Source organism: Flavonifractor sp. An92, from assembly GCF_002159175.1.
In the GTDB taxonomy this organism is placed as follows: Bacteria; Bacillota; Clostridia; order Oscillospirales; family Oscillospiraceae; genus Pseudoflavonifractor_A.
The window spans coordinates 13,765-38,702 of sequence record NZ_NFGZ01000019.1; the positions used below are offsets into that span (position 1 = coordinate 13,765).

General features: G+C 64.0%; 22 protein-coding genes and 1 riboswitch. Of the genes, 14 read left to right on the forward strand and 8 right to left on the reverse strand.

Going from position 1 to position 24,938, the window contains the following annotated elements:
* Positions 1-30 precede the first annotated feature (30 nt).
* The 3 genes from B5G43_RS12080 to B5G43_RS12090 form a co-directional block, all read right to left on the reverse strand.
* Positions 31-711: an AroM family protein gene (locus tag B5G43_RS12080; protein ID WP_087261732.1), complete on the reverse strand. Its 681-nt coding sequence runs from the start codon at positions 709-711 to the stop codon at positions 31-33.
* 3 nt (positions 712-714) lie between these two features.
* Positions 715-1,650, reverse strand: a complete 936-nt coding sequence (locus B5G43_RS12085) for a DUF1177 domain-containing protein (protein ID WP_087261734.1) — start codon at positions 1,648-1,650, stop codon at positions 715-717.
* A 122-nt stretch (positions 1,651-1,772) separates the two neighbouring features.
* The gene (locus tag B5G43_RS12090) at positions 1,773-2,234 is read right to left on the reverse strand and encodes a CYTH domain-containing protein (RefSeq protein ID WP_087261736.1); all 462 of its coding nucleotides are present in this window, start codon (positions 2,232-2,234) and stop codon (positions 1,773-1,775) included.
* A 371-nt stretch (positions 2,235-2,605) separates the two neighbouring features.
* Here B5G43_RS12090 and B5G43_RS12095 point away from each other — a divergent pair, with 371 nt between their 5' ends.
* The 5 genes from B5G43_RS12095 to B5G43_RS12115 all read left to right on the forward strand — a co-directional run bounded on the left by B5G43_RS12095 (position 2,606) and on the right by B5G43_RS12115 (position 7,490).
* On the forward strand, positions 2,606-3,808 hold the full coding sequence (locus B5G43_RS12095; RefSeq protein WP_087261738.1) for an ABC transporter substrate-binding protein: 1,203 nt from the start codon (positions 2,606-2,608) through the stop codon (positions 3,806-3,808).
* Between the two features lie 83 nt (positions 3,809-3,891).
* Positions 3,892-4,782 (forward strand): branched-chain amino acid ABC transporter permease, encoded by an 891-nt coding sequence (locus B5G43_RS12100; protein WP_087261740.1) that lies wholly within the window; start codon positions 3,892-3,894, stop codon positions 4,780-4,782.
* 14 nt (positions 4,783-4,796) lie between these two features.
* Positions 4,797-5,960 carry a branched-chain amino acid ABC transporter permease gene (locus B5G43_RS12105; RefSeq protein ID WP_087261742.1) on the forward strand — a complete coding sequence of 388 codons (1,164 nt, stop codon included), beginning with the start codon at positions 4,797-4,799 and terminating at the stop codon, positions 5,958-5,960.
* Positions 5,957-6,805 carry an ABC transporter ATP-binding protein gene (locus tag B5G43_RS12110; RefSeq protein WP_087261744.1) on the forward strand — a complete coding sequence of 283 codons (849 nt, stop codon included), beginning with the start codon at positions 5,957-5,959 and terminating at the stop codon, positions 6,803-6,805. Before B5G43_RS12105 ends, B5G43_RS12110 begins: the two co-directional genes overlap by 4 nt.
* Positions 6,792-7,490: an ABC transporter ATP-binding protein gene (locus B5G43_RS12115; protein ID WP_087261746.1), complete on the forward strand. Its 699-nt coding sequence runs from the start codon at positions 6,792-6,794 to the stop codon at positions 7,488-7,490. Before B5G43_RS12110 ends, B5G43_RS12115 begins: the two co-directional genes overlap by 14 nt.
* A 101-nt stretch (positions 7,491-7,591) precedes the next feature.
* Here B5G43_RS12115 and B5G43_RS12120 read toward each other — a convergent pair whose 3' ends face one another.
* The 3 genes from B5G43_RS12120 to B5G43_RS12130 all read right to left on the reverse strand — a co-directional run bounded on the left by B5G43_RS12120 (position 7,592) and on the right by B5G43_RS12130 (position 9,776).
* The gene (locus tag B5G43_RS12120; protein WP_087261748.1) at positions 7,592-8,338 is read right to left on the reverse strand and encodes a DUF3169 family protein; all 747 of its coding nucleotides are present in this window, start codon (positions 8,336-8,338) and stop codon (positions 7,592-7,594) included.
* Positions 8,335-8,547, reverse strand: coding sequence for a helix-turn-helix transcriptional regulator (locus B5G43_RS12125; protein WP_087261750.1), 213 nt, complete (start codon positions 8,545-8,547; stop codon positions 8,335-8,337). Before B5G43_RS12125 ends, B5G43_RS12120 begins: the two co-directional genes overlap by 4 nt.
* 152 nt (positions 8,548-8,699) lie before the next feature.
* The gene (locus tag B5G43_RS12130; protein ID WP_087261752.1) at positions 8,700-9,776 is read right to left on the reverse strand and encodes an ATP-dependent 6-phosphofructokinase; all 1,077 of its coding nucleotides are present in this window, start codon (positions 9,774-9,776) and stop codon (positions 8,700-8,702) included.
* 273 nt (positions 9,777-10,049) lie between these two features.
* Here B5G43_RS12130 and B5G43_RS12135 point away from each other — a divergent pair, with 273 nt between their 5' ends.
* The 9 genes from B5G43_RS12135 (at position 10,050) to pflB (ending at position 21,598) form a co-directional block, all read left to right on the forward strand.
* Entirely contained in the window at positions 10,050-11,234 is a 1,185-nt protein-coding gene (locus B5G43_RS12135; protein WP_087261802.1) for a DEAD/DEAH box helicase, read from the forward strand.
* 152 nt (positions 11,235-11,386) lie between these two features.
* Positions 11,387-11,728 (forward strand): DRTGG domain-containing protein, encoded by a 342-nt coding sequence (locus tag B5G43_RS12140; protein WP_087261754.1) that lies wholly within the window; start codon positions 11,387-11,389, stop codon positions 11,726-11,728.
* A gap of 3 nt (positions 11,729-11,731) precedes the next feature.
* Entirely contained in the window at positions 11,732-12,154 is a 423-nt protein-coding gene (locus B5G43_RS12145) for an ATP-binding protein (RefSeq protein ID WP_087261756.1), read from the forward strand.
* A gap of 26 nt (positions 12,155-12,180) precedes the next feature.
* A complete protein-coding gene (locus tag B5G43_RS12150; RefSeq protein WP_087261758.1) occupies positions 12,181-13,494 on the forward strand; it encodes a [Fe-Fe] hydrogenase large subunit C-terminal domain-containing protein in 1,314 nt (437 codons plus the stop codon).
* Between the two features lie 62 nt (positions 13,495-13,556).
* On the forward strand, positions 13,557-15,161 hold the full coding sequence (locus B5G43_RS12155; protein WP_087261760.1) for a zinc ribbon domain-containing protein: 1,605 nt from the start codon (positions 13,557-13,559) through the stop codon (positions 15,159-15,161).
* Between the two features lie 18 nt (positions 15,162-15,179).
* Positions 15,180-16,778: a zinc ribbon domain-containing protein gene (locus tag B5G43_RS12160; RefSeq protein ID WP_087261762.1), complete on the forward strand. Its 1,599-nt coding sequence runs from the start codon at positions 15,180-15,182 to the stop codon at positions 16,776-16,778.
* A 29-nt stretch (positions 16,779-16,807) separates the two neighbouring features.
* Positions 16,808-18,439, forward strand: coding sequence for a zinc ribbon domain-containing protein (locus tag B5G43_RS12165; protein WP_087261763.1), 1,632 nt, complete (start codon positions 16,808-16,810; stop codon positions 18,437-18,439).
* 55 nt (positions 18,440-18,494) lie between these two features.
* Positions 18,495-18,576, forward strand: a riboswitch (ZMP/ZTP riboswitch).
* A gap of 47 nt (positions 18,577-18,623) precedes the next feature.
* Positions 18,624-19,358 carry a pyruvate formate-lyase-activating protein gene (pflA, locus tag B5G43_RS12170; protein WP_087261766.1) on the forward strand — a complete coding sequence of 245 codons (735 nt, stop codon included), beginning with the start codon at positions 18,624-18,626 and terminating at the stop codon, positions 19,356-19,358.
* Positions 19,355-21,598, forward strand: coding sequence for a formate C-acetyltransferase (gene pflB / locus B5G43_RS12175; protein WP_087261768.1), 2,244 nt, complete (start codon positions 19,355-19,357; stop codon positions 21,596-21,598). The genes pflA and pflB overlap by 4 nt, the downstream gene beginning before the upstream one ends.
* Positions 21,599-21,633: 35 nt before the next feature.
* Here pflB and B5G43_RS12180 read toward each other — a convergent pair whose 3' ends face one another.
* Both B5G43_RS12180 and B5G43_RS12185 read right to left on the reverse strand, forming a co-directional pair.
* Positions 21,634-22,215, reverse strand: a complete 582-nt coding sequence (locus B5G43_RS12180) for a Crp/Fnr family transcriptional regulator (protein ID WP_158097425.1) — start codon at positions 22,213-22,215, stop codon at positions 21,634-21,636.
* Positions 22,216-22,392: 177 nt separating this feature from the next.
* Positions 22,393-24,909, reverse strand: coding sequence for an ATP-binding protein (locus B5G43_RS12185; RefSeq protein WP_087261772.1), 2,517 nt, complete (start codon positions 24,907-24,909; stop codon positions 22,393-22,395).
* Positions 24,910-24,938: the final 29 nt, after the last annotated feature.

Below are 24,938 nucleotides of genomic sequence, written 5' to 3' on the forward strand. Positions count from 1 at the left end.
GGGAAGGCCCCGCCGCCTGGGATAACCGCTTTACACCAGCAGCTCGCTGAGGACCCGGATGACCAGGGTGCGCGGGAGGATCACCGGCAGCCCGGTCTCCTGCCGGATGGCCTCTTTCATGGCCACGGTATAGCCCATGCAGTCGGTGCAGAGGAAGGCCAGATCCTGGCCGCGGAACTGGGCCGCGGCGGCGCGGACGCCGTCAAAGCCCAGGTAGGGCGAGGCGTGGACCACGGTGATGTCGATGCCGTGTCCGCCCCAGAAGCGGTAGGCCTGTTCGATCTGGTCCTCCATGGGGACCAGAAGGCCCACCCGCCGTCCGTCGGCCAGGCGGCGGACCACCGCGTGGAGCATGGACTGGGGCTCCAGCAGGATAGTCCGGTGCTCAAAACGGGGGAAGGCGCCGGTGCACAGCAGCAGCACCGCGTCGGCCCCCTCCTCCTCGGCCTGGTGGATCTTAGCCTGGACCAGGGGCAGCACGTAGCCCTCGGTCATACGGGCCTGACGGCCGTCCCGCATCCGGGAGACCAGCACCTGCTCCCCCGGCCGGGGGTGGAAGGCGGCCATGACCTGTTCATAGCTCCGCTCATCCAGCGCGCCGTACTCCCGCAGCTCCACATGCTCCGGCAGGAGGGGGAGGATATCCCCCGTGACGTCGGTGCGGGGAGCCTGGCCGATGGTCACTGCCGCCAGGATTTTCCGCCGCTCCACGGCTCAGTTCTGGCCGAAGGTCTGGAAGCGGTTCATGGGGCCGTAGAGCTCCAGCAGGTGGGCGAACTCCTTCTCATTGTAGAAGGACACCTTGCCCTCGCCGTAGCCCTTGGCGATCTCCACCGCGAAGCGGGCGGCGGTCTCCACATCCTCGGGGTGGCTGGCGCCGGTGGCGCAGCCGGCCACGGCCTGCTCGGTGGTGATGGCCACGCCCACCACGGGGGCGTTGGTGGCGGTGGCGGGCTGGAGGATGCTGTTCAGGTGGTGCAGGTCATTGCCGTAAGGGGTGATGTCCTGCTGGGCGCAGGGGAAGATGGCGGGCAGCTTGCCAGTGACCCGGGTCATGACGTCCATAATGTCGTTGCTGACCTCCAGGATGTAGCCCTCCTTGATGGTGTTGGAGATGGCGATGCCGTTGAGGTTGATGACCCGGTTGCCCTTGGTGGTGTCGATGGACAGGATGGCGTCCATGCGCTCATCCACTTCCTTGCGGTTGCACAGCTGCATGTCGATGGGGGAGTCCATGAAGGGCACGGGGAAGTGGTCCTGGGTGGGGGCGTGGGGGCAGATGTGGGTGGCCACCAGCACGTCGCCGGCCAGGACATCGCCGTTCTTGTGCATCTGGGCCAGCTTCAGACCGGCGGACAGAGCGGCCAGCGCGCCGTCGCCGTCGGAGACGAAGCCGATGACCTCGGGACGGGCGCCCAGCCCGCCCAGGCGGCCGATGATGCCCAGAGTGGGGGCGGTGCCGCCGCTGGACTTGCCGTTGCTGCCCTTGATCAGGATCTTGATGGAGTCGGTGGAGCCTTTCTCGCCGGTGACGGTCTCCACGGTGACCTCATCGGCACCGTTGGCCAGCATCAGTTCCTTGATGGTCTCACCGTTGGCCTTGGGGGTATCCAGAAGTTCAAACAGATCCAGCACTTGCTTCAGCAACATAATTGATCGTTCCTCCTCATCAGTTGCGGTCGGACCGCTGCGTTCCTTACAGTTTAGACCAATCGTCCAATTCCGTCAATAGGGACAAAAAACATGTTAAAATACACAAAATATTGGTAATATCAGGTATCGGAAGGGGCGCGGCCCAGGCGGCTGAGCGCGGCGTTGGTGAATTCCGGGCGGCAGGTGACCTCCTTACCGAACCAGGCGGGGGGCTGGAACGCGGCGGCCTCCTCCTCGCTGGGGAACTCCACCTCGGCCAGGACCAGGGGGGCGAAGGGGGGTGCGAACACGTCCAGCTCGATGGTGTACGGGCCCAGCGGGATGCAGTAGCGGTCCTTGGAGATGACCGCGCCGTCGGCCTTGGCGAGCAGGTGGCGGTAGGCCTCCTCCTCCAGGGGGAATTCATGCTCCTCCCGGGCCAGCAGGCCCTCACTTTTATAGGTAAAAAAGTACCGCTCTCCGCTGCGCCTCACCCGCAGCACCGGCCGGGTGCAGAGATAGGCCTGCTCGATGCGCCGCACCGGCCAGGCCTCCAGGTCCGCGGGGAGCTGCTTCACCAGAAATTTTCGCTCGATCTCCATGGCTGCCGCCTCCTTTTTGTCTTTGCCCTATGGTATCACATCCGTCCGCCGCTGTCAGCACGCTCCACAAAATGAAAGTGAAACAGCCAGTCCATGCATCCTGGGCGGGCGGGAGCGGCCGCGCTCTGCCGTTGCTAAAAAAATAATTTCAAATTTATTTCAGGTACAATCAAGTATAGAAAAAATCAATTTTGTGTGCTAAAGCGGAAAATTGAGCATAAAATACCTGGAAAGACTTGTGAGACGGAAAGCATGAAGGAGAAGAAACAGTTGCAAAATAAAAACGCGGGGCGTATAATCTGTGTTATAAACACATTTGTGTTTGACTGAGAGACAGATTGGATTTTTTTGACTATGAGGAGGAAACAGGTATGAAATGGAACAAGATGCTGGCTCTTGCACTTTCCGGCGCCCTTTCCCTGAGCCTGTTGACCGCCTGCGGCGGCGGCACCAGCTCGGACCCGGGCAGCGGAAGCAGCAGCGGCGACAAGGTCATCAAGATCGGCGTGTTTGAGCCCTCCACCGGCGACTCCGCCTCCGGCGGCAAGAAGGAAATGCTGGGCATGCAGTACGCCAACTATGAGACTCCCACCGTGGAGGTGGGCGGCGAGACCTACACCGTGGAGCTGGTCACCGCCGACAACGCCTCCTCCACCGATAAGGCCCTGACCGCGGCCTCCAGCCTGGTGTCCGCCGGCGTGAGCCTGGTGCTGGGCTCCTACGGCTCCGGCGTGTCCATCGCCGCCGGCCCCACCTTCCAGCAGGCCGGCATCCCCGCCATCGGCGTCACCTGCACCAACCCCAACGTGACCATTGATAACGACTACTACTTCCGCATCTGCTTCCTGGATCCCTTCCAGGGCACCGTCCTGGCCAACTTCGCCGCCGAGAAGTTCGGCGCCAAGAAGGCTTACCTCCTGGGCGAGCTGGGCAACGAGTATGACCAGGGCCTCATCACCTTCTTTGAGCAGGCCTTCACCGCCGCCGGCGGCACCGTCATCAAGGACTCCTATCCCACCAACAACTCCGACTTCACCACCTATCTGACCAAGGCCAAGAACGAGAACGTGGACGTCATCTTCACCCCCGTCTCCATCGCCTACGCCACTCAGATCATCTCCCAGGCCTCCACGCTGGGTCTGGAGATCCCCATCCTGGGCTCTGACACCCTGGACGACAACAAGGTCCTGGAGGCCGCCAGCGGCACCAATGTCCCCCTGTATGTCTCCACCTTCTACCAGGAGGGCGGCGCCCCTGAGTTCGATACCGGCATCAAGGAGTACATCAACAACAACGCCGACGCCAAGACCGCCAACGGCGGCGACGACACCATCGCCGCTGTGACCGCCATGGGTTACGACGCCTACTATGTGGCCCTGGAGGCCATCAAGGCCGCCGGTTCCACCGATCCCGGCGCCATCCAGCAGGCCCTGTGGAATGTGACCTATGAGGGTGTGTCCGGCGCCATCGCCTTCGACGACGAGAACGGCGACGCCATCCGCGACACCGCCTACATCAAGGTGTCCGACAACAACGGCGCCTGGAACCTGGAGACCGTCCAGACCGTCCAGTAATCCGCAGATAAGGAATGAGGTTTGGCGGGGGGTTGTATCCTCCCGCCAAACTTCTGCCAGTCGTGTAAGGAGGAGGTTCTCCTATGGACCCTGTTAAATTTTTGCCCTTCCTGCTCTCGGGCATCTCGGTGGGCGGTCAGTATGCCCTCATCGCCGTGGGCTACACCATGGTGTACGGCATTCTGCGCCTCATCAACTTCGCCCACGGCGACGTGTTTATGGTGGCCGGCCTGATGATGATCTACATCAGCGCCTCCCTGCCCCTCTATGTGGCCATCCCCCTGGTGCTGGTCCTCACGGTGGGCCTGGGCTTCCTCATCGAGCGGGTGGCCTACAAGCCCCTGCGCACCGCACCCCGTATGAGCGTCATGATCTCCGCCATCGGCGTGAGCTACCTGCTGCAGAACACCGCCACCTATGTCACTGGCGGTCAGCCCATGAACTACCCCACCCTGCCCTTCATCTCCCAGTCGGTCTCCGTGGCCGGGTCCCAGGTGACCTGGGTGACCATCCTCACCCCCTTCCTGGTGCTGGCGCTGGTGGTGCTGCTGGTCATGCTCATCAACAAGACCAAGGTGGGCATGGCCATGCGGGCCGTGGCCAAGGATTTTGAGACCAGCCAGCTCATGGGTATCAAGATCAACTCGGTCATCTCCATGACCTTCATCATCGGCTCCGCCCTGGCGGCGGTGGGCTCCATGCTCTACTTCACCAACTATCCCTATATCACCCCCACCGCCGGCGCCATGCCCGGCCTGAAGGCCTTCGTGGCCGCCGTGTTCGGCGGCATCGGCTCCATCCCCGGCGCGGTGATCGGCGCGTTCATCATCGGCATCTGCGAGAACATCATCAAGGGACTGCCCTTCGCGGGGGCCACCACCTTCGTGGACGCCTTCAGCTTCGCCCTGCTCATCATCATCCTGGTGGTCAAGCCCACCGGCCTGTTTGGTGAGAAGGCCACCGACAAAGTATAAGGGGGGCTGTCACAATGCTATCGCAGAAGAAAAACAAAAAAGGGCTTTTCATTGCCCTGGCCGCCTGCGTCGCCGTGCTGGCCCTGGTGGTCGTTCTGGAGAACACCCTCACCCCTACCGGGATGCTCTTCACCGTGCTGCGCAAGAGCGCGGTATACGCCCTGGTGGTGGTGTCCATGAACCTGCTCAACGGCTTCACCGGCCTCTTCTCTCTGGGCCAGGCCGGCTTCATGCTGCTGGGCGCCTACACCTACGCCATCCTCACCGTGCCGGTGGATAAGAAGGCCACCGTCTACTACCTCTACGGCGGTACGGCGGTGAAATTCTCCCTCACCGATGTCTTTCAGGGCATCTTCGGCAGCACCGGCGTGGGCGGCGGCATCGCCCTGATCCTCACCGTGCTGGTGGCCCTCATCCTGGCCGGGTGCGTGGCCGCCCTGTTCGCCTGGCTCATCGGCCTGCCCGTGCTGCGCCTGAAGAGCGACTACCTGGCCATCGCCACCCTGGGCTTTGCCGAGATCATCCGGGCCATCTTCCAGTGGGACGCCCTGGGCCCCATCACCAACGGCGCCAACATGATCAAGAGCTTCCCCGGCTACTCCGACTTCAACATCGACCTGGGCGGCGGAAACACCTTCTACCTGTCCACCTTCGTGCCCTTCCTCCTCTCCATGGTGTGCATCGGCATCATCGTGCTGCTCATCAACTCCTCCTACGGCCGGGCCTTCAAGTCCATCCGGGAGGATGAGATCGCCGCCGAGGCCATGGGCGTCAACCTCTCCAAGCACAAGATGCTCTCCTTCTGCATCTCCTCCTTCTTTGCCGGCGTGGGCGGCGCCATGTTCGCCATGCTCACCAACATGGCCCAGGCCCGCGTGTACACTTCGGTGATGACCTACGAGCTGCTCCTCATCGTGGTGCTGGGCGGCATCGGCTCCATCTCCGGCTCCTGTATCGCCACCTTCCTCTATGTGGCGGCCAGCGAGTGGTGGCTGCGCGGTCTGGATGCGGGCGAATTCCTGGGTATCAAGTCCCCCCTGTTCCGCACCGGCTTCCGCATGGTGGTCTTTTCGGTCATCATCATGGTGGTAGTCCTCTTCTTCCGTCAGGGCCTGATGGGCGATAAGGAGCTGCCCGACCTCTTCAAGCGCCGCAAGAAACAGGAGGTGGCGAAATGAGCGAGAACATTCTGCGTCTGGAAAACGTCACCATGCAGTTCGGCGGCGTGGTGGCGGTGAACGACCTCTCCCTGGAGGTCAACAAGGGGGAGATCGTGGCCCTCATCGGCCCCAACGGCGCCGGTAAGACCACCGCCTTCAACTGCATCACCGGGGTGTACCAGCCCACCAACGGCCGCGTCTCCTTCCTGGAGCAGACCATGGTGGAGAACTACCCCCAGGGCAAGATGAAAAAGCTCTACGCCGGGGAGAACAAGGGCAAGTACACCCACGCCATTGCCCCCACCCCCGACAAGATCACCCAGCTGGGCATCGCCCGCACCTTCCAGAACATCCGCCTCTTCTCCAAGCTGACCGTGCTGGAAAACGTCCTCATCGCCAAGCACATGCGGGCCAAGCAGAACGTCTTTTCCGCCACCTTCCGCTTCAACAAGAAGGAGGAGGAGCGGATGCAGCGGGAGGCCATGGAGCTCCTGGAGGAGCAGCACCTGGCCCACCTGAAGGACGAGGTGGCGGGGAGCCTGCCCTACGGCCTGCAGCGCCACCTGGAGATCGCCCGGGCCCTGGCCACCGAGCCCAAGCTCCTCCTGCTGGACGAGCCGGCCGCCGGCATGAACCCCCAGGAGACTCAGGAGCTCACCGACTTCATCAAGCAGATCCGCACCGAGTACGACCTGACGGTGCTGATGATCGAGCACCACATGGATCTGGTCATGCAGATTTCCGACCGCATCTACGTCCTGGACTTCGGCAAGTTGATCGCCCAGGGCACCCCGGACGAGGTGCAGAACAATCCGCGGGTCATTGAGGCCTATTTGGGGGTGGCAGACGATGCTGAAGATTGATGAATTGAAGGTAAGCTACGGCGGCATCGAGGCCGTCAAGGGCATCAGCCTGGAGGTGCCGGAGCGGAAGATCGTCACCCTCATCGGCGCCAACGGCGCGGGCAAGTCCACCACCCTGCGCACCATCGCTGGTCTGGTCAAGCCCGCCCACGGCCGCATCCACCTCCAGGGCGAGGACATCACCGGGTACACCCCCGACCGCATCGTGTCCAAGGGCATCACCCTGGTACCCGAGGGGCGGCATGTGTTCCCCGACCTGACCGTGCTGGAGAACCTGAAGATCGGCGCGTACCTGCGCAAGGACGATCTGGAGGAGGACATCCGCTGGGTGTACGACCTGTTCCCCCGTCTGAAGGAGCGCTCCTGGCAGGCGGCGGGCACCCTCTCCGGCGGCGAGCAGCAGATGCTGGCCGTGGGCCGGGCCCTCATGTCCCGCCCCAAGCTGATGATGATGGATGAGCCCTCCCTGGGCCTGGCCCCGCTGGTGGTGAAGGGGATCTTCGATATTATTAAGGAGATCAACCACCAGGGCGTCACCATCCTCCTCATCGAGCAGAACGCCAACATGGCCCTCCAGACGGCGGACCTCGCCTACGTCATGGAGACCGGCCGCATCACCCTGTCCGGCCCGGGCAGGGAGCTCATGAAGAACGACGCCATCAAGAAGGCCTATCTGGGCAAGTAAATGCAAAACCCCCGGAACGGTGCAAACGCACGGTTCCGGGGGTTTTTGTGCTTCCTGGCCAACGACAACTCGGACCCGCCAAAGAGGCGGGTCCGAGTTCTTTATCTGCGCTTTTTTCCATGGTCCAGGTGGTAGGCCATGCACTGGTAGGTCATGACCTGTACCATCCACAGCCCGCCCACCAGCAGGACCCACGCCGCGGGGACCATGCCGTTGGTGGCCAGGATAAAGAGCACCAGCATGACGATGGGGAAAAGAGCGCCCATCACCCGGAAGGAGAAGTAGCTGCACTGGCCGATCTGCTGCTGCTCGGCCTCATCGCAGCTGCGGTACCAGTCCTTCTGGAATTTGCTGTCGAACACATTGCCCTTCTTCTCCGGGTGGATGACCTTGGTGGCCTGCACCGTCAGGGCCTGCAGGGCGATGATCCACACCAGCTGCACCACCAGAAGGACGATCAGCAGCACGCTCTCCAGGGAGGCCGTGAGTTTCTGGCCGCTGATCCCCAGGGCGATGAACAGCCACACCATGGACGCCCCGGAGAAGATCAGGGACAGGCACAGCCGCCGGTCGGCCTCCCGGAAGGCGTCGTCCTCCTCCACGGCTCTGGGCAGCAGGGCCTTACCCCCCAGGTAACAGGCAGCGCCCGCCGCCAGCAGGACATATCCGGGGACGAACCACCACAGCCCCAGGGAGACCAGGGCCTCATTGAAATTGAGCGACGTATCCAGCAGGTGGTTCCCCGCCATGGCGGCCAGATAGCCCGCCACGCCGCCCAGCGCGGCACACACCAGGATGGTGACGGCAAAGCGGGCGTAGATCGTGCGATTGCTCCGTTCCTTCTTCATGACTTTTCCTCCTCCGTGAGATAAAAGACCTCGTCCACCGGTGTTTCAAATACCTTTGCGATGCGCAGGGCCAGCGTGATGGAGGGGTTGTAGTCCCCCCGCTCGATGAGGCTGATGGTCTGGCGGGAGGCCCCCACCAGTGTCCCCAGGGCCTGTTGGTTGAGCCCCTTTGCCGCCCGCAGCTCTTTCAGTCGGTTTCCAAGCGGCATGGCGATTCCCCTTTCATGACAAGTATCCAAGTCAATTTGACAACTATCTTTGTCATTCATAGGATAGTATTGACAAGGATCATTGTCAATAGGGGAATGAAAAAAGGCCCCGCCGCAGAAAATTTTTCTGCGGCGGGGCCTTCACTATTTGCTTATCCGATGCTGATGCCCATGCGGCGGGCCACCTCCAGCATGCCGTGTCCCTCCGGGACCAGGCGGCTCTTGCCCGCGATGTCCTTGAGCTTGTTTTCCCCCACGTGGTTGTGCTTCATGGCGATGGTGATGCCGTAGTTCTCGTCCTCCACCATCTTGGCCGCGTAGGCGCCGAACTGGGTGGCCAGCACCCGGTCGTAGGGGGAGGGGCTGCCGCCCCGCTGCATGTGGCCGGGCACGCACACCCGGGTCTCGAAGCCGGTGAGCTCCTCGATCTGCCGGGCGATGCGGTTGGTGGCGGTGGTGTACCCCTCCTCAGCCCGCTTGGCCATACGCTCCTTCTTCTTCATCCGGGCCTCCTTGGAGTCGTACACGCCCTCGGCCACCGCCAGGATGGAGAAGGTCTTGCCGTTGGCGGCCCGCTTCTCAATGGCGGCGCACACATTCTCGATGGTGTAGGGGAACTCCGGGATGAGGATGATGTCGGCGCCGCCGGCGATGCCGGCGTACAGGGTGAGCCAGCCGGCCTTGTTGCCCATCAGCTCCACCACCATGCAGCGGCTGTGGCTGCCGGCGGTGGTGTGGACCCGGTCGATGGCCTCGGTGGCGATGTCCACCGCCGAGTGGAAGCCGAAGGTCACGTCGGTGCCGTAGATGTCGTTGTCGATGGTCTTGGGCAGGCCGATGATGTTGAGGCCCTCCTCGGACAGGAGGTTGGCGGTCTTATGGGTGCCGTTGCCGCCCAGGCAGAGGAGACAGTCCAGCTTCATCTCCTCATAGTGCTTCTTCATGGCGGCGACCTTGTCCACCTGGTCGTCTCCCACCACCCGCATCAGCTTGAAGGGGGTGCGCCGGGTGCCCAGGATGGTGCCGCCCACCGTCAGGATGCCGGAGAACTCGCTGGGGTCCATGACCCGCCAGTCCCCGTGGATGAGGCCGTAGTAGCCGTTGGCGATGCCCACGATCTCCACGTCGCTGCCGAAGCGCTGGTAGAGCGCCTTGGCCACGCCCCGCAGGGTGGCGTTGAGGCCCGGGCAGTCGCCGCCGGAGGTGAGGATACCCACTCGTTTTTTCATCTTTGACCCTCCTCTTAGGTGTGACATTCTTCCCTCTCAGGATAAAAGCTCTCCCCCCGTCTGTCAAGGGGCGGCGGAAATCTTGCATCTTTGGTTGCATGATACCCGCCTGTATGATAAAATAAACTGATTCACACTGTGGAATCCGCCAAAATGGGGGACATTCCCCCTGGGATTTGAGGCCGCGCCGGGGAAAAACGGCGTTCCGGGACTTGTGTTCCGATGGAGGGAGGCCTTGAATCGGACACACAAGAGAAAGGAACGAACGCTATGATCGAAATCAACGGCGAGCAGGTCTCCGGCGAGGCCCGCTACGACCAGCTGGGCCTCTCGGATGCGCTGATGAAGGCCATCGAGAAGAAGGGCTATGTGGACGCCACCCCGGTCCAGGCCGGGTCCATTCCCTATTTTATGGAGTGGAAGGACGTCATCGCCAAGGCCCCCACCGGCACCGGCAAGACCTTCGCCTTCGGCATCCCCATGGTGGAGCACATCGACCCGGAGAGCAGCGACGTGCAGGGGCTCATCCTCGCCCCCACCCGGGAGCTGGCCATCCAGATCCAGGACGAGCTGCGGGACCTGTGCGCCTTTAAGGAGGGCGTGCGGGTGGTGTGCCTCTACGGCGGTCAGGACATCAACAAGCAGATCACCCAGCTGAAGAAGCACCCCCAGATCGTGGTGGCCACGCCCGGCCGCCTGATGGACCACATGAAGCGGCGCACCGTGCGCTTGGACAAGGTGGAGACGGTGGTGCTGGACGAGGCCGACCGCATGCTGGACATGGGCTTCATCCGGGACGTGACCCGCATCCTGGACCAGATCAAGCACCGGAAGAACCTGGGCATGTTCTCCGCCACCATCAGCCGGGAGGTGATGGACATCTCCTGGGTGTACCAGCGCGACCCCGTGGAGATCACCGTCCGCCCGGTGGAGGAGTCCAAGCCCGACATCCAGCAGTACCGCATCGACCTGGACGGCCGGGAGCAGAAGCTGGACACCATCGTGGCCCTCATCACCCACGGGGAGTATGAGCGGGCCATCGCCTTCTGCAACACCAAGAACATGACCGACCGCCTGGCCGGCCTTCTGAAGATGCGGGGCATCTCCTGCGAGGCCATCCACGGCGACATCCAGCAGCGGGTGCGCGAGCGTACCCTGGAGAAGTTCAAGAAGGGCGAGCTTCGGGTGCTGGTGGCCACCGATGTGGCCGCCCGCGGCCTGGACATCGACGACGTGGACGCCGTCTTTAACTACGACGTGCCCGACGAGCTGGAGAACTACACCCACCGCATCGGCCGCACCGGCCGGGCCAAGCGCCACGGCGTGGCCTACACCTTCGTGGCCAATATCACCGAGGGCATCCGCATGGACGAGATCACCCGCAACACCGGCGCGGAGCTCCAGCGGCTGAAGTACGACAAGGACGGCTGCCTCATGCTGGTGGAGGACAAACACTGATCCCGCGGTCCCGGGGCCGACCCCCCGGGACCTTTTTATCGGAGACATCTAAGAACTCCTTTACACCTTGGGAGCCGTTATGATAAAATAACGATGTATTCTGGAATAGGAAGTTTACTTTCCGCCAAACGGGATATAGTGGGGGGTTCACGATGCAATTAACGGAAGTAAAACGGATCCTGTCTGCCACGGTGCTCACCGGCGCCGAACGCCTGGAGGAAGAGGTCGTATCGGGCTGCGGCAGCGATTTTCTCAGCGACGTGCTGGCTTATGTACACGACCAGAACCTGCTGCTCACCGGGATGGTCAATCCCCAGGTGATCCGCACCGCCGAGATGACCGACATCAAGTGTGTGGTCTTTGTCCGGGGCAAGCACCCGGGCGATGAGATCGTGGAGATGGCGGCGGAGCGGGGCATCGTGGTGATGACCTCGCCGGAACGGATGTATACGGCCTGCGGGCTGTTGTATAGCAACGGACTTAGGGGGAATTGAGACATGGAACCTGTCAAACTGGTATATCCCGTGGAGGGCGGCGACTTCATCCAGGCCGGTGAGGCGTCGAGCAAGATGAAGATGACCCTGAAGAAGCTGGGTCTGCCCTCGGACGTGATCCGCAAGGCGTCCATCTGCATGTATGAGGGTGAGATCAACATGGTCATCCACGCCAACGGCGGTCAGGCCGAGGTGGAGATCACCATGGACCAGATCATCCTGCGCATGGTGGACCACGGCCCCGGCATCCCGGACATCCCCAAGGCCATGGAGGAGGGCTACTCCACCGCCGGGCCTGAGGTGCGCAGTCTGGGCTTCGGCGCCGGCATGGGCCTGCCCAACATGAAGCGCTATTCCGACGAGATGGACATCGACACCGAGCTGGGCAAGGGCACCACCGTGACGATGAAGCTGAAGATCAGCTAAGAACCTGATTGGGAGTTGATACCGCCATGGAGCACTCTGTTGTCCTGGATTATAAACGCTGCCGGGGCTGCACGACCTGCATCAAAAATTGTCCCACCGAGGCCATCCGAGTCCGCCGTGGCAAAGCTCTGATCCTGTCCGACCGCTGCATCGACTGCGGCCGGTGCATCCAGGTCTGTCCCCACCGCGCCATCAAGCCGGTCAGCGACAGCCTGGATCAGCTCAAGCAGTACCGCTACTGCGTGGCTGTGCCCGACCCCGCGCTCTATGGTCAGTTCCGCAATCTGGGGAACATCGACCTCATTCTGAGCGGACTTCTGAAGCTGGGGTTCCACAAGGTGTTTGAGGCCGCCAAAGCCGCCGAGATCCTGGCGGAGTATGTGAGCCAGCGGGAGCAGCACACCCCCCGCCGGGCCATGCCTCTCATCTCGCCCCAGTGCCCGGCCATGCTGCGGCTCATCCGGATCCGCTTCCCCCATCTCATCGAGCACCTGGACCCGCTGGTCATGCCCATGGAGCTGGCGGCCACCCTGGCCCGGAAAGAGGCCTGTGCCGAGACCTATCTGCCGCCGGAGGAGATCGGGGTCTTTGCCATCGTGCCCTGCCCGGCCAAGGTCACCGCGGCCCACTCCCCCGAGGGACTGGACGCGCCGGTGCTGGACGGCGCCTTCGCCATCCAGGACCTGTATCTGCGCCTGCTGCGGCCCATGGAGGAGGTCAAGGACCCCCTGCCCCTCATGTCCTCGGGCAAGCTGGGCATGGGAGTGGCCATCGCCGGGGGCGAGTCCCGCAGCCGCCACGCCCAGCGCTATGTGGCGGTGGACGGCATCGAGAACTGCATCCAGATGCTGGAGGAGATCGAGGACGAGCGGCAGCCGGAGGTGGACTTTATCGAGCTCTCCGCCTGTACCCAGGGCTGCGTGGGCGGCTGCCTCACGGTGGAGAACCCGTACATCGCCAAAATGCGCATCCAGCGCCTGATGGAGGAGCTGCCCGCCTTTACCTGGCCGGCGGAGCCGGAGGAGCTGGACCGGGAGATCACCACCTTCTCCCGCATGCCCCAGTACAGCCCCGCCTTCCGGCTGGACCCGGACCGGGCGGAGGCGATGGCCAAGCACCTGCGCATTGAGGCCTTTGAGGCCAAGCTGCCCGGGCTCCACTGCGGCTCCTGCGGCGCGCCCAACTGCCATGCCTTTGCTGAGGACGTGGTGCAGGGAAGGGCCAGCGCCGACGACTGTATTTTCAAAGTGCGGGAGCGGATGCGGGATGTGGCCGGGCCGGACGGCACCGACGCCTACCTGCCGCCTCCCTTCCGTCAGAAAAAACCCACGCAGACTTAAACGATCCGATGGGAGCGGTACAAGAGTACCGCTCCTTTTTGCGTTTGAGAGGAGGTTTTTCCATGTTCTGTGCCCACTGTGGAGCTCCCTGCGGAGAAAATGAGGTCTTTTGTGCCCACTGCGGCGCGGCCCTCCAGGTGGAGGGAGGGCGCGTGGCGGAGAAGTTGTCCACACCGACGGCTCCGGCGGTGGAAAAACCTGCGGATGATCCCGCCGCCCCTGGCCGGGCGTCCCGCCCGCGCCCCCGGCTGGGCCGCCGGGGACGGCTCCTGTTGGGCAGCGTCTGCGCGGCGCTGGTGGTGGCCCTGGCCGCGTTTGCCTGGATGGACCGCCCGGCGGGCGGGTTCCAGGTCCGCCCCGCCCCGCTCCTCAGCATCTGGTCCATGGCGAGCGACGGGAGCGACTGCTTCTACTACGACGGGGAGCTGGTGGCGGGTCCGGAGGACGGGATCAGCAGTCTCACCGCCTTCCTGGACGGCCAGTCCTGCCTGGCCATGGACCGCGAGGGCGTTCTGGCGGGGGTGGTCACCGCCGACGGGCTGGTGGAGCTGAACCGCCCCGAGGGGACCATGACCGCCAATGCCCCCTCGGCGGACGGCAGCGTCTTTTACTGCGCCCTGGCGGGCGGAAGTCTGTGGCGCTGTCCCCTCCCCAGCGGCGAGCCGGAGCAGTTGGTGGAGGGCTGCTCGGTGAACAGCTTGTGCTCCTCTCCGTCGGGGGACGCCGTGGTCTACTTTGATCTTCAAACCAATAGTTGGTACCTGCTCCGGGAAAAGGGGAGCCCGGAGCAGCTCCCCCTGCCGGAGGATGCCGCGGTACATGTCCTCTCGGACGGCGGGCGGTATGTCTATTACAGTGTGGAGAATTCGGCCGATACCAGCGGTTCTGTCGTCTGCTGCTGGGACGGCTCGGCCAGCTATTTGGTGGGGCATGCGGAGCGCTTCAGCGCCCTGAGCAACCGGACCGGGGGCCAGCTCCTCCTGCTGAGCAACACCATGACCTATCTGGTGGACGGCACCCGGAACTGGTCCTATCCCGGTTTTCTCTATCCCGCGTCCCTGTTCCATCTCCGGGGCACCACCGCCGGTTTTTACCAGTGGGACAGCGTCGCTGTGCTGGACTGTGAGGATCTGACCCAGGGCTACTTCATCGCCACCGAAAACGAGGCCCTGAACCGCCTGGAGGAGGGCGTACTCACGCCGGTGCTGGAGAATGTCGACCAGGCGCTGCTGGATGCCGCCGGGGAGTCCCTGTGGTATGTCCGGGAGGACCAGCTCTGGCAGTTCCGGAAGGAACGCTCCACCCTCCGGTGCGAGGACCCCGGGGAGAATGTCCAACTGGAGGGGGTCAGCCCGGACGGAAGCACCGCGGTCTGGAAGAGCGACACGGGGCTGTGGCGGCTGAAAGCGGGGGGCACCCCGGAATTGCTCAACGAGGATGGGATGTCGGCCTGGGCCTTCTGGAACGGGTTTTATTACGATGACGGCAGCCAGTTCTGGTACGCCACCTGGGACGGGGCCCCGGAGGCCGTGGAGGGGTTGAAGGACGTTCTGAGCGTCCAGTACATCAGCCGCTGTCCCATGCAGGTGGAGCTGGAGGACGGCAGCATCTGGCATGTCATCGACGGAAAAGAACCCATCCAGATCACCGACGCCCTGTACGAATAAGCGAGAGGAGGTCTTTCCATGTTCTGTGCCCGCTGCGGGACCCCATGCCGGGAGGATGAGGTCTTTTGCGCCCACTGCGGCGCGGCTCTCCTGGTGGAGGGCGGACGTGTGGCGGAGCCGGTGACCGCGCCGCCCGCACCGGCGGTGGCATCGCAGGCAGAGGGGACCTCCGCCGTCCCCGCCGGGCGGCACCGCCGGCTTTCACGCCGGGGGCGGTTCCTTCTGGGCGGCGTCTGCGGAGCGCTGGTGGTGGCCCTGGCCGCGTTTGCCTGGCTGAACCGCCCGACGGATGGATTCCGGGCCCGGCCCCCCGCCCTCCTCAGCGCCTGGGTTGGAGGGGAGCAGGGGAGCGAGTGCTTCTACTACGACGGGGAGCTGGTGGTGGGAGCGGAGGCGGGGCTGATCGGCCTCTCCACCTTCCTGGACGGCCGGTCCTGCCTGGCCATGGACACCGACGGCGCGCTCGCCGCGGTGGTCACCACCGAAGGGGTGGTGGAGCTGGACCTGCCCGAGGGGACCTTGACCACCGGTGACGCCGCCGCGGACGGCAGCGTCCTCTACCGCGCCCTGGGAGACGGGACGCTGTGGCGCTGTCCCCTCCCCAGCGGCGTGCCGGAGCTGGTGGCGGAGGGCTGCTCGGTGGAGCAGCTGCGGGTCTCCCCGTCGGGGGACACGGCGGCCTATTACGACGGCAACGCCCGGCTTTGGTATCTGGCGCGGGCGAACGGCGCGCCGGAGACCCTCCCCCTGCCCGACGGGGCCGTGATATATACCCTCTCGGATGATGGGCGCTATGTCTATTACGGGGTGGGCGCGGTGGACGATACCACCCCCAGCACGTCCTCCATCTACTGCTGGGACGGCGCGGCCAGCCATCTGGTGGGGTATACCGATGCCATCGGTCCCCTGACCAACCGGACCGGCGATCAGCTGCTCATGGTGGGCGATTCCACCACCTGTCTGGTGGAAGGCAGTAAGAGCTGGACCTACCCCAACGTGCTCTATCCCACCTTCCTGCTCCAGGGACAGGGGAACCAGTCCGGCTTTTACCGGTACTGGACCGGCGTGACCGTTCTGGACTGCGCCGACCTGACTGAGGGGTATTTTGTCGCCAGCGGCGGCGAGGCCCTGTACCGCCTGGAGAAGGGCGTTCTCACGCCAGTACAGGAGGATCTGCTGCTCGGGAATATGCTCACCGACGCCACCGGGCAGGTCCTGTGGTATGTCCAGGAGGGCGGGCTCTGGCAGTTCCGAAAGGGCCGGTCCACCCTCCGGTGGGACGACGCGGGAGAGATGATCAGCCCCCTGGGTGTGAGCCCCGACGGGGACATCGTGGTCTGCGAGAACGACGCCGGCCTCTGGCGGCTGAGGGCGGGCGGAGAGCCCGAGCTGCTGTCAGAGCACGCCAGCAGTGCCTATCCCTACTGGAAGGGATTTTATTACCGGGAGGACACAGCGCTCTGGTACGCCCCCTGGAACGGGGAGCCGGAGGAATTGGAGGAACTGGAGGGCGCCCGGAGCATCGGAATGTCCTCCGCGATGCAGGTGGAAATGGAAAACGGCAGCATCTGGCACGTCATCGAGGGGATGGAGCCCATCCAGGTCACGAACCCCTGAGCCAATGGAGGATGAGAGGAGGTCTTTTTATGTTCTGCGCACACTGCGGCACCCCGTGCCGGGAGGATGAGGTCTTTTGCGCCCACTGCGGCGCGGCCCTTCAGACGGGGGGCGGACGCAAAGAAGAGGAGGCGCCCGCGCCGCCCGCCCCGTCGGCGGAAAAACCGGCGGAGGAGCCCGCTGCTGCCCCCGCCGTACCGGAACGCCGGTTTTCCCTCCCCCGGCTGTCCCGCCGGGGATGGCTCCTGCTGGGCGGCGGCTGTGCGGCCGCGCTGGTGGTGGCCGTGGCCGTGCTGGCCGGGGCGGACCGCCCGGCGGAGGGATTCCAGGCCGGGCCCGCCCCCCTGGTCCGAATCGAGAGCCTGGATGAGACCGGGAGCGAGTATTTCTATTACAACGGGGAGCTGCTGGCGGGGCCGAAGGCGGGGCTGATCGGCTTTCCGAAATTCCTGAACGACGAATCCTGCCTGGCCATGGACACCGACGGCGATCTGACCGCGGTGGTCACCGCCGACGGCGTGGTGGAGCTGGACCTGCCCGAGGGGTCCATGACCGGCTATGCCGCCTCCGCCGACGGCAGCACCCTCTACTATGCCACGGCCAAGGACATGCTCTGGCGCATCTCCCTCCCCGACGGAACGGCGGAGCTGGCGGCGGAGGGCTACGCGGTGAACGAGCCGTGGGTCTCCCCATCGGGGGAAACGGCGGCCTATTTCGACCGCAACACCGACGGCTGGTACCTGGTGCGGAAGGGCGGAAAACCGGAGGAACTGCCTCTGCCGGAGGACGCCGTGGTATCGGTCCTCTCCGACGACGGGCGCTACGTCTATTACCTCGCCAACAGCAATGTCACGTACGGCACCTCCGCCGTCCTGGAGATGGGAGGATACCTCTACTGCTGGGACGGCTCGGCCAGCCATCTGGTGGGGTATACCGACTCCTTCTACGGCAGCGTCTGGACCAACCGGACCGGGGACCAGCTGTTCCTGGCGGGCACATCCGCCAGCTATGTGGTGGACGGCACGGAGAGCTGGTGCTTCCACGGGGTACTCTATCCCACCTTCCTGCTTCAGGGCCAGAATATGACCAGCGGTATATACACGGACCGCGGCGCCTACGTGCTGAACTGCGCCGACCTGACCCGGTGCTATTTTGCCTCGGAACGCCAGAATACTGTGTACCGCCTGGAGCGGGGGGCCTTTACGCCGGTGCTGGAGGAGGTCTTTCCAGAGCAGATGCGGACCGACGCCACCGGGGAGATCCTGTGGTATACCCAGGGCGGCGGGCTCTGGCAGTTCCGGGATGGCAAGCCCAGCCTCCAGTGCGATGACCCGGGGACCAACGTCTACCTCAAGGGTGTGAGCCCCGACGGAACCACCGTGGTCTATGAGAGCGGCGTGGGCCTCTGGCGGCTGAAGGCGGGCGGAGAGCCGGAGCTGCTGTCCGAGAACGTCAGTAACGTCTCCCCCTACTGGAAGGGATTTTATTACGGGGTACACACTGAGCTCTGGTACGCCCCCTGGGACGGGGAACCGGAGGAGCTGGAGGAGCTGAACGGGATTTCCACGTTCGATCCGTTCTCCACGATCCAGATGCCGGACGGCAGCACCTGGCACCTCATAGACGGGCTGGACCCCATCCGGGTGGAGGCGGGGAGTTGAAACCATTTCCAGCCCGGCGGCCCTTGACAAGCTCGGAGCCTTCATGATATAACTAGACCTATCATATGACTGACGGATAATGTGGAGCATACCACATGGAGTATGATACAGAAAAGCCGACCGTCTGGGCGAAGAAAGGCCCGGAATGTCGGCTTTTCTTTTGGAAAAAGGAGGTATGCCTCACATGACGACAGGGCGCATCCACTCCCTGGAGTCCATGGGACTGGTGGACGGGCCGGGCATCCGCACCGTGGTCTTTCTGCAGGGCTGCGCGCTGCGCTGCCGGTACTGCCACAACCCCGACACCTGGGACCCGGGCGCTCCGGCCCAGACCGTTACCCCGGCGGAGCTGGTGGACCGGCTGCTCCGCTACAAGCCCTACTACGGCGCGACCGGCGGGGTGACCTTCTCCGGCGGGGAGCCACTGCTCCAGCCGGAGTTCCTGGCCGAGTGCCTGAAGCGCTGCCGGGCGGCGGGCATCCACACCTGTCTGGACACCGCCGGGGCCGGTCTGGGGGAGTACGGGGCCATTCTGGCCCACACCGACCTCATCCTGCTGGACGTGAAGCACTACGACCCCGAGGGCTACCGGAACGTGATCGGGGCGGACATAGGGGCCTTTGACCGCTTCCTGGCCGCCGCCCAGGCGGCGGAGATCCCCCTGTGGGTGCGCCACGTGGTGGTCCCCGGCCTCACCGACGGGGAGGAGCACCTGGAAGGGTTGGAGCGGTACTTGCAGACCATCCGCCGCATCCAGCGGGTAGAGCTGCTGCCCTACCACACCCTGGGGGTCCACAAGTACGCGGCCCTGGGTATCCCCTACCCCCTGGAGGGCGTGGAGCCCATGGACCCCGCCAGCCTGAAGGGCTGGAACCTGAGACTGAACGAGACCTGCTGTGAAAGGAGATCAGGAGTATGAGTATTGACGTGAATTGCACCGCCTGGAGCGGGTTCCGCACCGGCGAGTGGCGCCATTTGGTGAATGTCCGCAATTTCATCCAGAAAAACTATACCCCCTATACGGGCGACGCCTCCTTCCTGGCCCCCATTTCCTCCAAAACCGCCGCGGTGTGGGAAAAAGCCCAGGCCCTCATCATCGAAGAGGTGAAGAAGGGCATCATCGACGTGGAGACCCACGCGGTGAGCGGCATCGACAACTTCGCCCCCGGCTACATCGATCAGGAGAATGAAGTGATCGTGGGCCTCCAGACCGACGCGCCCCTCAAGCGTATCGTCAATCCCTTCGGCGGCATCCGCAACGCCACCTCCGCCCTGGAGCAGTACGGCTACCAGCTGGACCCGGAGATCGAGCGGCACTTCCGCCTCTACCGCAAGACCCACAACGAGGGCGTGTTCGACGCCTACCCCAAGCGCACCCGTCTGGCCCGCCACGCCGGGCTCCTCACCGGCCTGCCCGACGCCTACGGCCGGGGCCGCATCGTGGGCGACTACCGCCGGGTGCCCCTGTACGGCACCGACTTCCTCATTGAGGAGAAGGAAAAAGACCTGGACATGATCGACGGCCCCATGACCGACGAGCGCATCCGCCTGCGGGAGGAGGTCCAGATGCAGATCCGGGCTTTGAAGGAGATGGCCTCCATGGCCGCCAAGTACGGCTGTGACATCACCCGTCCGGCGGAGAACGCCCACGAGGCGGTGCAGAATCTGTACATGGCCTATCTGGCGGGCATCAAGGAGAACAACGGCGCGGCCACCTCCCTGGGCCGTACCGCCACCTTCCTGGACATCTACCTCCAGCGGGACCTGGAGCGGGGCATCCTGGACGAGCAGGGAGCCCAGGAGCTCATCGACCAGTTCGTCATCAAGCTCCGTCTGGTGCGCCATCTGCGCACCCCCGAGTACAACGAGCTCTTCGGCGGCGACCCCACCTGGGTCACCGAGTCCATCGGCGGCATGGGGGTGGACGGCCGCACCCTGGTGACCAAAAACTCTTTCCGCTACCTCCACACCCTCACCAATCTGGGCACCGCCCCCGAGCCCAACCTCACCGTCCTCTGGAGCCAGCACCTCCCCCAGGGTTTCAAGGACTACTGCGCCAGGATGAGCATCGACACCGACTCCATCCAGTACGAGAGCGACGAGCTCATGCGCCCCATGTACGGCGACGACTACTGCATCGCCTGCTGTGTGTCCGCCATGGCGGTGGGCAAGCAGATGCAGTTCTTCGGGGCCCGGGCCAACCTGGCCAAGAGCCTGCTGTATGCCATCAACGGCGGCGTGGATGAGAAGAAGGGCGGCGTCATCGTCCCCAACATCGAGCTGGACCGGGATGAGGTGCTCAACTACTCCAAGGTGCTGGGCAACTACAAAAAGGTCCTCGCCTACGTGGCCGAGCTCTACGTGGACACCATCAACATCATCCACTACATGCATGACAAGTACGCCTATGAGAGCAGCCAGATGGCCCTCCACGACACCCTGGTGGAGCGGCTGGCCGCCTTCGGCGTGGCGGGTCTGTCCATCGCCGCCGACTCCCTCTCCGCCATCAAGTTCGCAAAAGTGAAGCCCATCCGCAACGAGGAGGGCATCGCCGTGGACTTTGAGGTGGAGGGCGACTTCCCCAAGTACGGCAACGACGACGACCGGGTGGACGACATCGCTGTGGAGCTGGTGTCCTATTTCTCGGCGGAGCTCAAGAAGCACCCCCTCTACCGCAACGCCATCCACACCCTCTCCGCCCTCACCATCACCTCTAACGTGATGTACGGCAAAAAGACCGGCGCTACCCCCGACGGTCGCAAGGCCGGGGAGCCCTTCGCCCCCGGCGCCAACCCCATGCACGGTCGGGACAAGAACGGCGCCCTGGCCTCCCTCAACTCGGTGGCCAAGATCCCCTACCGGGCGGTGTGTCAGGACGGCGTGTCCAACACCTTCTCCATCGTGCCCTCCGCGCTGGGCAAGACCGACGAGGAGCGGGTGGACAACCTGGTGCACATCCTGGACGGCTACTTCATCCAGGGAGCCCACCACCTGAACGTGAACGTCATGAACCGGCAGCTGCTGGTGGACGCCATGGAGCACCCCGAGCAGTACCCCACCCTGACCATCCGGGTATCCGGCTACGCGGTGAACTTCTCCCGCCTCAGCCGCGAGCAGCAGCTGGAGGTCATCAAGCGCACCTTCCACGAGAGCATTTAAAAAACAGAGGACGGCACGTGCCGTCCTCTGTTTTTTTAAACGCTCTCGCTCTCTTTGAGGGACTTGCGGATCTTGCTGAAGGTCACCGGGGTCATATTCAGCAGGGATGCGATGTATTTGTGGCTGATCCTGTGGATGAGACCGGGATAGGTCTCCAGGAACCACTGGTAGCGCTGGGCAGCGGAGTACTGACAGATGGCGATCTTCAGCGCGCGGTGCATACCGGCGGCCCGGAGGACCAGCTGCTGGTAGAGTTCCGCCACGGCCGGCTGCTCCCGGATGAGGCGGAAGGCCTCCTCCACCGGGATACAGGCCAGTGTACAATCCGTCAGGGCCTCCATGGTGACCGAGGCCGGCTGGGTAAGGTCGTTGTCCGGCATGGCGGCGTCGCCGCTGTGGTAGACGATGCAGTCGGTGATGTCCCGGCCGTTGATGTCCAGCAGGACCCCACGGAGTGTCCCGTGCATGAGGAAGAACACGTAAGTGGGCACCTCTCCCTGCTGGATCAGAATGTCCCCCTGGCGGCAGAGACGGATCTCCGACAGCCCCACCACCTGTTCCAGCAGGTCGGGATCGGTCACATGGAGGGTGTCCCGGTAAAAATCAGACAGAAACATCAGATGGCACCTCCCCTTGGTGTGATCTGGATATTTTTCCATTATACCGCTGTTCGAAGGATCTTGCATTATCCTAAGCTAACTGAAATGAATTTTTAGGGATTTTCGGTTGCTGGATCAAAGACCCCCACGCCGGAGGAACCTTCCGCCGGCGTGGGGGCCTCGGCCGGGACCGCATCAGGAGAGCACAGCCGCCAGGGCGGCTTTGATTTTATCCAGGTCGATGGGCTTGGCGATGTGGCCGTTCATCCCCGCCTCCCGGGCGGCGATGACGTCGTCAGCGAAGGCGTTGGCCGTCATGGCCAGAATGGGGATGGTGGCTCCGTCGGGCCGCTCCAGGCCCCGGATGGTCCGGGCGGCGGTATAGCCGTCCATCACCGGCATCTGGATGTCCATGAGGATGGCGTCAAAGGTGCCGGGCGGGTTGGACTGGAAGGCGTCCACCGCCTCCTGCCCGTTGGCGGCGGCGGTAATGGAGGCCCCCTCCAGCTGCAGCAGCTCGGTGGCAATCTCCAGGTTCAGGAGATTGTCCTCCGCCAGCAGGAAGTGCCGCCCGTGCAGGTCGCAGGACGCAGTGGCGGCGGATGTGCTCTCCCGGTCCTCGGTGAGCTGGCAGGGCAGGACCACTGTGAAGCGGGAGCCCTGGCCCTGGACGCTCTCCACGTCGATCTGGCCGCCCATGAGCTGCACCAGGTTCTTGGTGATGGCCATACCCAGGCCCACGCCGCTGACCTGATTGGTCATGGAGGTGTCCTCCCGCTCGAAGGGGAGGAAGAGCTTGTTCAAAAACTCCGGCGACATGCCGATGCCGGTGTCGGTGACGGTGTAGCGGTAGATGCGCCAGCCGCTGCGGTCGCCGGGCTGCTCCTCCACCAAGAGGGTGATGGACCCGCCGGCGGGGGTGTACTTGAGGGCGTTGGAGAGCAGATTGTTCAGGATCTGCTCCAGCCGCCGGGCGTCGGTGAGGACCACTGGGTGCTCGAAGGCCAGGGGGACCAGGGTGAACTGCTTGCCCTGCATCTGGGCCTGCATCCGGAAGAGGTCGGCCACGCCGGTGACGTGGCGCGCCAGATCGGTGGGGGCGTTCTCCAGGCCCACCTTGCCCTGCTCGATCTTGGCGGTGTCCAGCACCTCGTTGATGAGGTGGAGCAGCTGCTGGGAGGCCATGGTCACCTTGTCCAGGCTCTCCAGGGCCTTTTCCCGGTCGTCCAGGCTGCGCCGGGCCATGTCGGTAAAGCCCAGCACCGCGTTCATGGGGGTGCGCATGTCGTGGCTCATGCGGGAGAGGAAGTCGTTTTTGGCCTGGGCGGCGCTGCGGGCGCTCTCCAGAGATTCCCGCAGCAGGCGGTTGTGCTCCAGCTCGGCGGTCTTGGCCTCGTGGATCATGCGGAAAGCCAGGATGACCTCCTCCTGCTGGCCGGTGCCCTTGACGGCGAAGGCCTCGGCGCTGACCCAGCGGGGGTCCCGCTCGCTGTCCCGCAGGTATTCCAGATAGCAGCGCTCCACCTGGCCCTGGGACAGGGCGTGGAACTGCTCCAGCGAGAACTGGGCCAGGAAGGCCTCCCGGGTCTCCTCGTCGTCGATGTGCTCGAACACCGCCTGCAAAAAGCCCTCGTAGGAGCGGATGTTCTCCCACCGGCGGCGGGGGATGAGGTCCTGCTTGATGATCTCGCATACGCCGCTGTGGGCGCTGATGAGGACCACCGAGTAATAGGTCTGGCCCAGGGCCTCAAAGCAGTTGACGGTGCGCTGGCTGCGGCGGAAACGGAGGTAGTTCTGTACCGACAGATACAGGATCGCCAGCAGGAAAATGCCCTGCAGCACCAGCTGGATGTAGAAGAGGGTGGTGGCGTTGTGGCGGATGGCGGTTTCAGAGATGGTGACGATGCACATCCACCCGTTGGCGTCCACGGTGTAATAGTGGAGGTAGGTGTCCTCCGCCCCGCGCCAGCGGAGCTGGCCCCGGGTGCCGGTGAACTGGGACATGAGCTCCAGATAGTCCTCGGTGGTGAAATCGTCCAGCTCACAGGGGGCGTGCTCCTGGCCGATCTGCTGGTGGAGGATCACATGGCCCTGCTGGTCCACCACGGTGGCGGTGCCGGGGAAGATGTCACTCCCCTCCTGCCAGGTGATCTCCAGGTTGCCCACCTGGATGTCCATGGCCAGCACGCTCTCCCCGTCGTCCAGAAGCTTGGAGAGACTGATCATGAGCACGCCGTCCCGGGCGTCGCTGTACACCTCCGAGCAGGCGATCTCGCCGCCGGCCTCCACGGCCTGGGTGTACCAGATGCGGCTGCGGGGGTCGTAGTCGGGCTCCGGCACCCAGTCGCTGCTGAAGATGGCCTCGCCCTGGATGTAGCCGTAGAGCCCGCTCTCGTCGTAGGTGAGCATCTGGGGATACTCGGCGGAATAAGTCGTCAGCCACTCCCGCACGTCCTCCAGGGAGCGGCCGGAGTCCAGCAGGGTCTGGACGTTGTAGGAGGCGCTGAGAAGGACCTGCCGGTACTCGTCCACAAAGGACTCCTCCTGGAGCCGGAGATAGTCGGCGGTGATGCGGCCCATCTGGTTGGCGCTGTTGTAGCCGCTCTGCCCGGTCTGCACTACCCCGGCGAAGGACACCAGGCTCAGGGCCAGAAAGAGGACGATGCTCTGAATGAGGAAACGCTGTTCCAGGCTCCTGGGGTGTTTAGCCATACCGCGTCCCCTCCTTGTTCCCACACAGC

Excerpts from the sequence above, each read along its gene's own strand:
- B5G43_RS12085 (WP_087261734.1), bottom strand. The coding sequence starts at position 1,650 with ATGTTGCTGAAGCAAGTGCTGGATCTGTTTGAACTTCTGGATACCCCC.
- B5G43_RS12090 (WP_087261736.1), bottom strand. The coding sequence starts at position 2,234 with ATGGAGATCGAGCGAAAATTTCTGGTGAAGCAGCTCCCCGCGGACCTG.
- B5G43_RS12095 (WP_087261738.1), top strand. The coding sequence starts at position 2,606 with ATGAAATGGAACAAGATGCTGGCTCTTGCACTTTCCGGCGCCCTTTCC.
- B5G43_RS12100 (WP_087261740.1), top strand. The coding sequence starts at position 3,892 with ATGGACCCTGTTAAATTTTTGCCCTTCCTGCTCTCGGGCATCTCGGTG.
- B5G43_RS12105 (WP_087261742.1), top strand. The coding sequence starts at position 4,797 with ATGCTATCGCAGAAGAAAAACAAAAAAGGGCTTTTCATTGCCCTGGCC.
- B5G43_RS12110 (WP_087261744.1), top strand. The coding sequence starts at position 5,957 with ATGAGCGAGAACATTCTGCGTCTGGAAAACGTCACCATGCAGTTCGGC.
- B5G43_RS12115 (WP_087261746.1), top strand. The coding sequence starts at position 6,792 with ATGCTGAAGATTGATGAATTGAAGGTAAGCTACGGCGGCATCGAGGCC.
- B5G43_RS12120 (WP_087261748.1), bottom strand. The coding sequence starts at position 8,338 with ATGAAGAAGGAACGGAGCAATCGCACGATCTACGCCCGCTTTGCCGTC.
- B5G43_RS12125 (WP_087261750.1), bottom strand. The coding sequence starts at position 8,547 with ATGCCGCTTGGAAACCGACTGAAAGAGCTGCGGGCGGCAAAGGGGCTC.
- B5G43_RS12130 (WP_087261752.1), bottom strand. The coding sequence starts at position 9,776 with ATGAAAAAACGAGTGGGTATCCTCACCTCCGGCGGCGACTGCCCGGGC.
- B5G43_RS12140 (WP_087261754.1), top strand. The coding sequence starts at position 11,387 with ATGCAATTAACGGAAGTAAAACGGATCCTGTCTGCCACGGTGCTCACC.
- B5G43_RS12145 (WP_087261756.1), top strand. The coding sequence starts at position 11,732 with ATGGAACCTGTCAAACTGGTATATCCCGTGGAGGGCGGCGACTTCATC.
- B5G43_RS12150 (WP_087261758.1), top strand. The coding sequence starts at position 12,181 with ATGGAGCACTCTGTTGTCCTGGATTATAAACGCTGCCGGGGCTGCACG.
- B5G43_RS12155 (WP_087261760.1), top strand. The coding sequence starts at position 13,557 with ATGTTCTGTGCCCACTGTGGAGCTCCCTGCGGAGAAAATGAGGTCTTT.
- B5G43_RS12160 (WP_087261762.1), top strand. The coding sequence starts at position 15,180 with ATGTTCTGTGCCCGCTGCGGGACCCCATGCCGGGAGGATGAGGTCTTT.
- B5G43_RS12165 (WP_087261763.1), top strand. The coding sequence starts at position 16,808 with ATGTTCTGCGCACACTGCGGCACCCCGTGCCGGGAGGATGAGGTCTTT.
- pflA (WP_087261766.1), top strand. The coding sequence starts at position 18,624 with ATGACGACAGGGCGCATCCACTCCCTGGAGTCCATGGGACTGGTGGAC.
- pflB (WP_087261768.1), top strand. The coding sequence starts at position 19,355 with ATGAGTATTGACGTGAATTGCACCGCCTGGAGCGGGTTCCGCACCGGC.
- B5G43_RS12180 (WP_158097425.1), bottom strand. The coding sequence starts at position 22,215 with ATGTTTCTGTCTGATTTTTACCGGGACACCCTCCATGTGACCGATCCC.
- B5G43_RS12185 (WP_087261772.1), bottom strand. The coding sequence starts at position 24,909 with ATGGCTAAACACCCCAGGAGCCTGGAACAGCGTTTCCTCATTCAGAGC.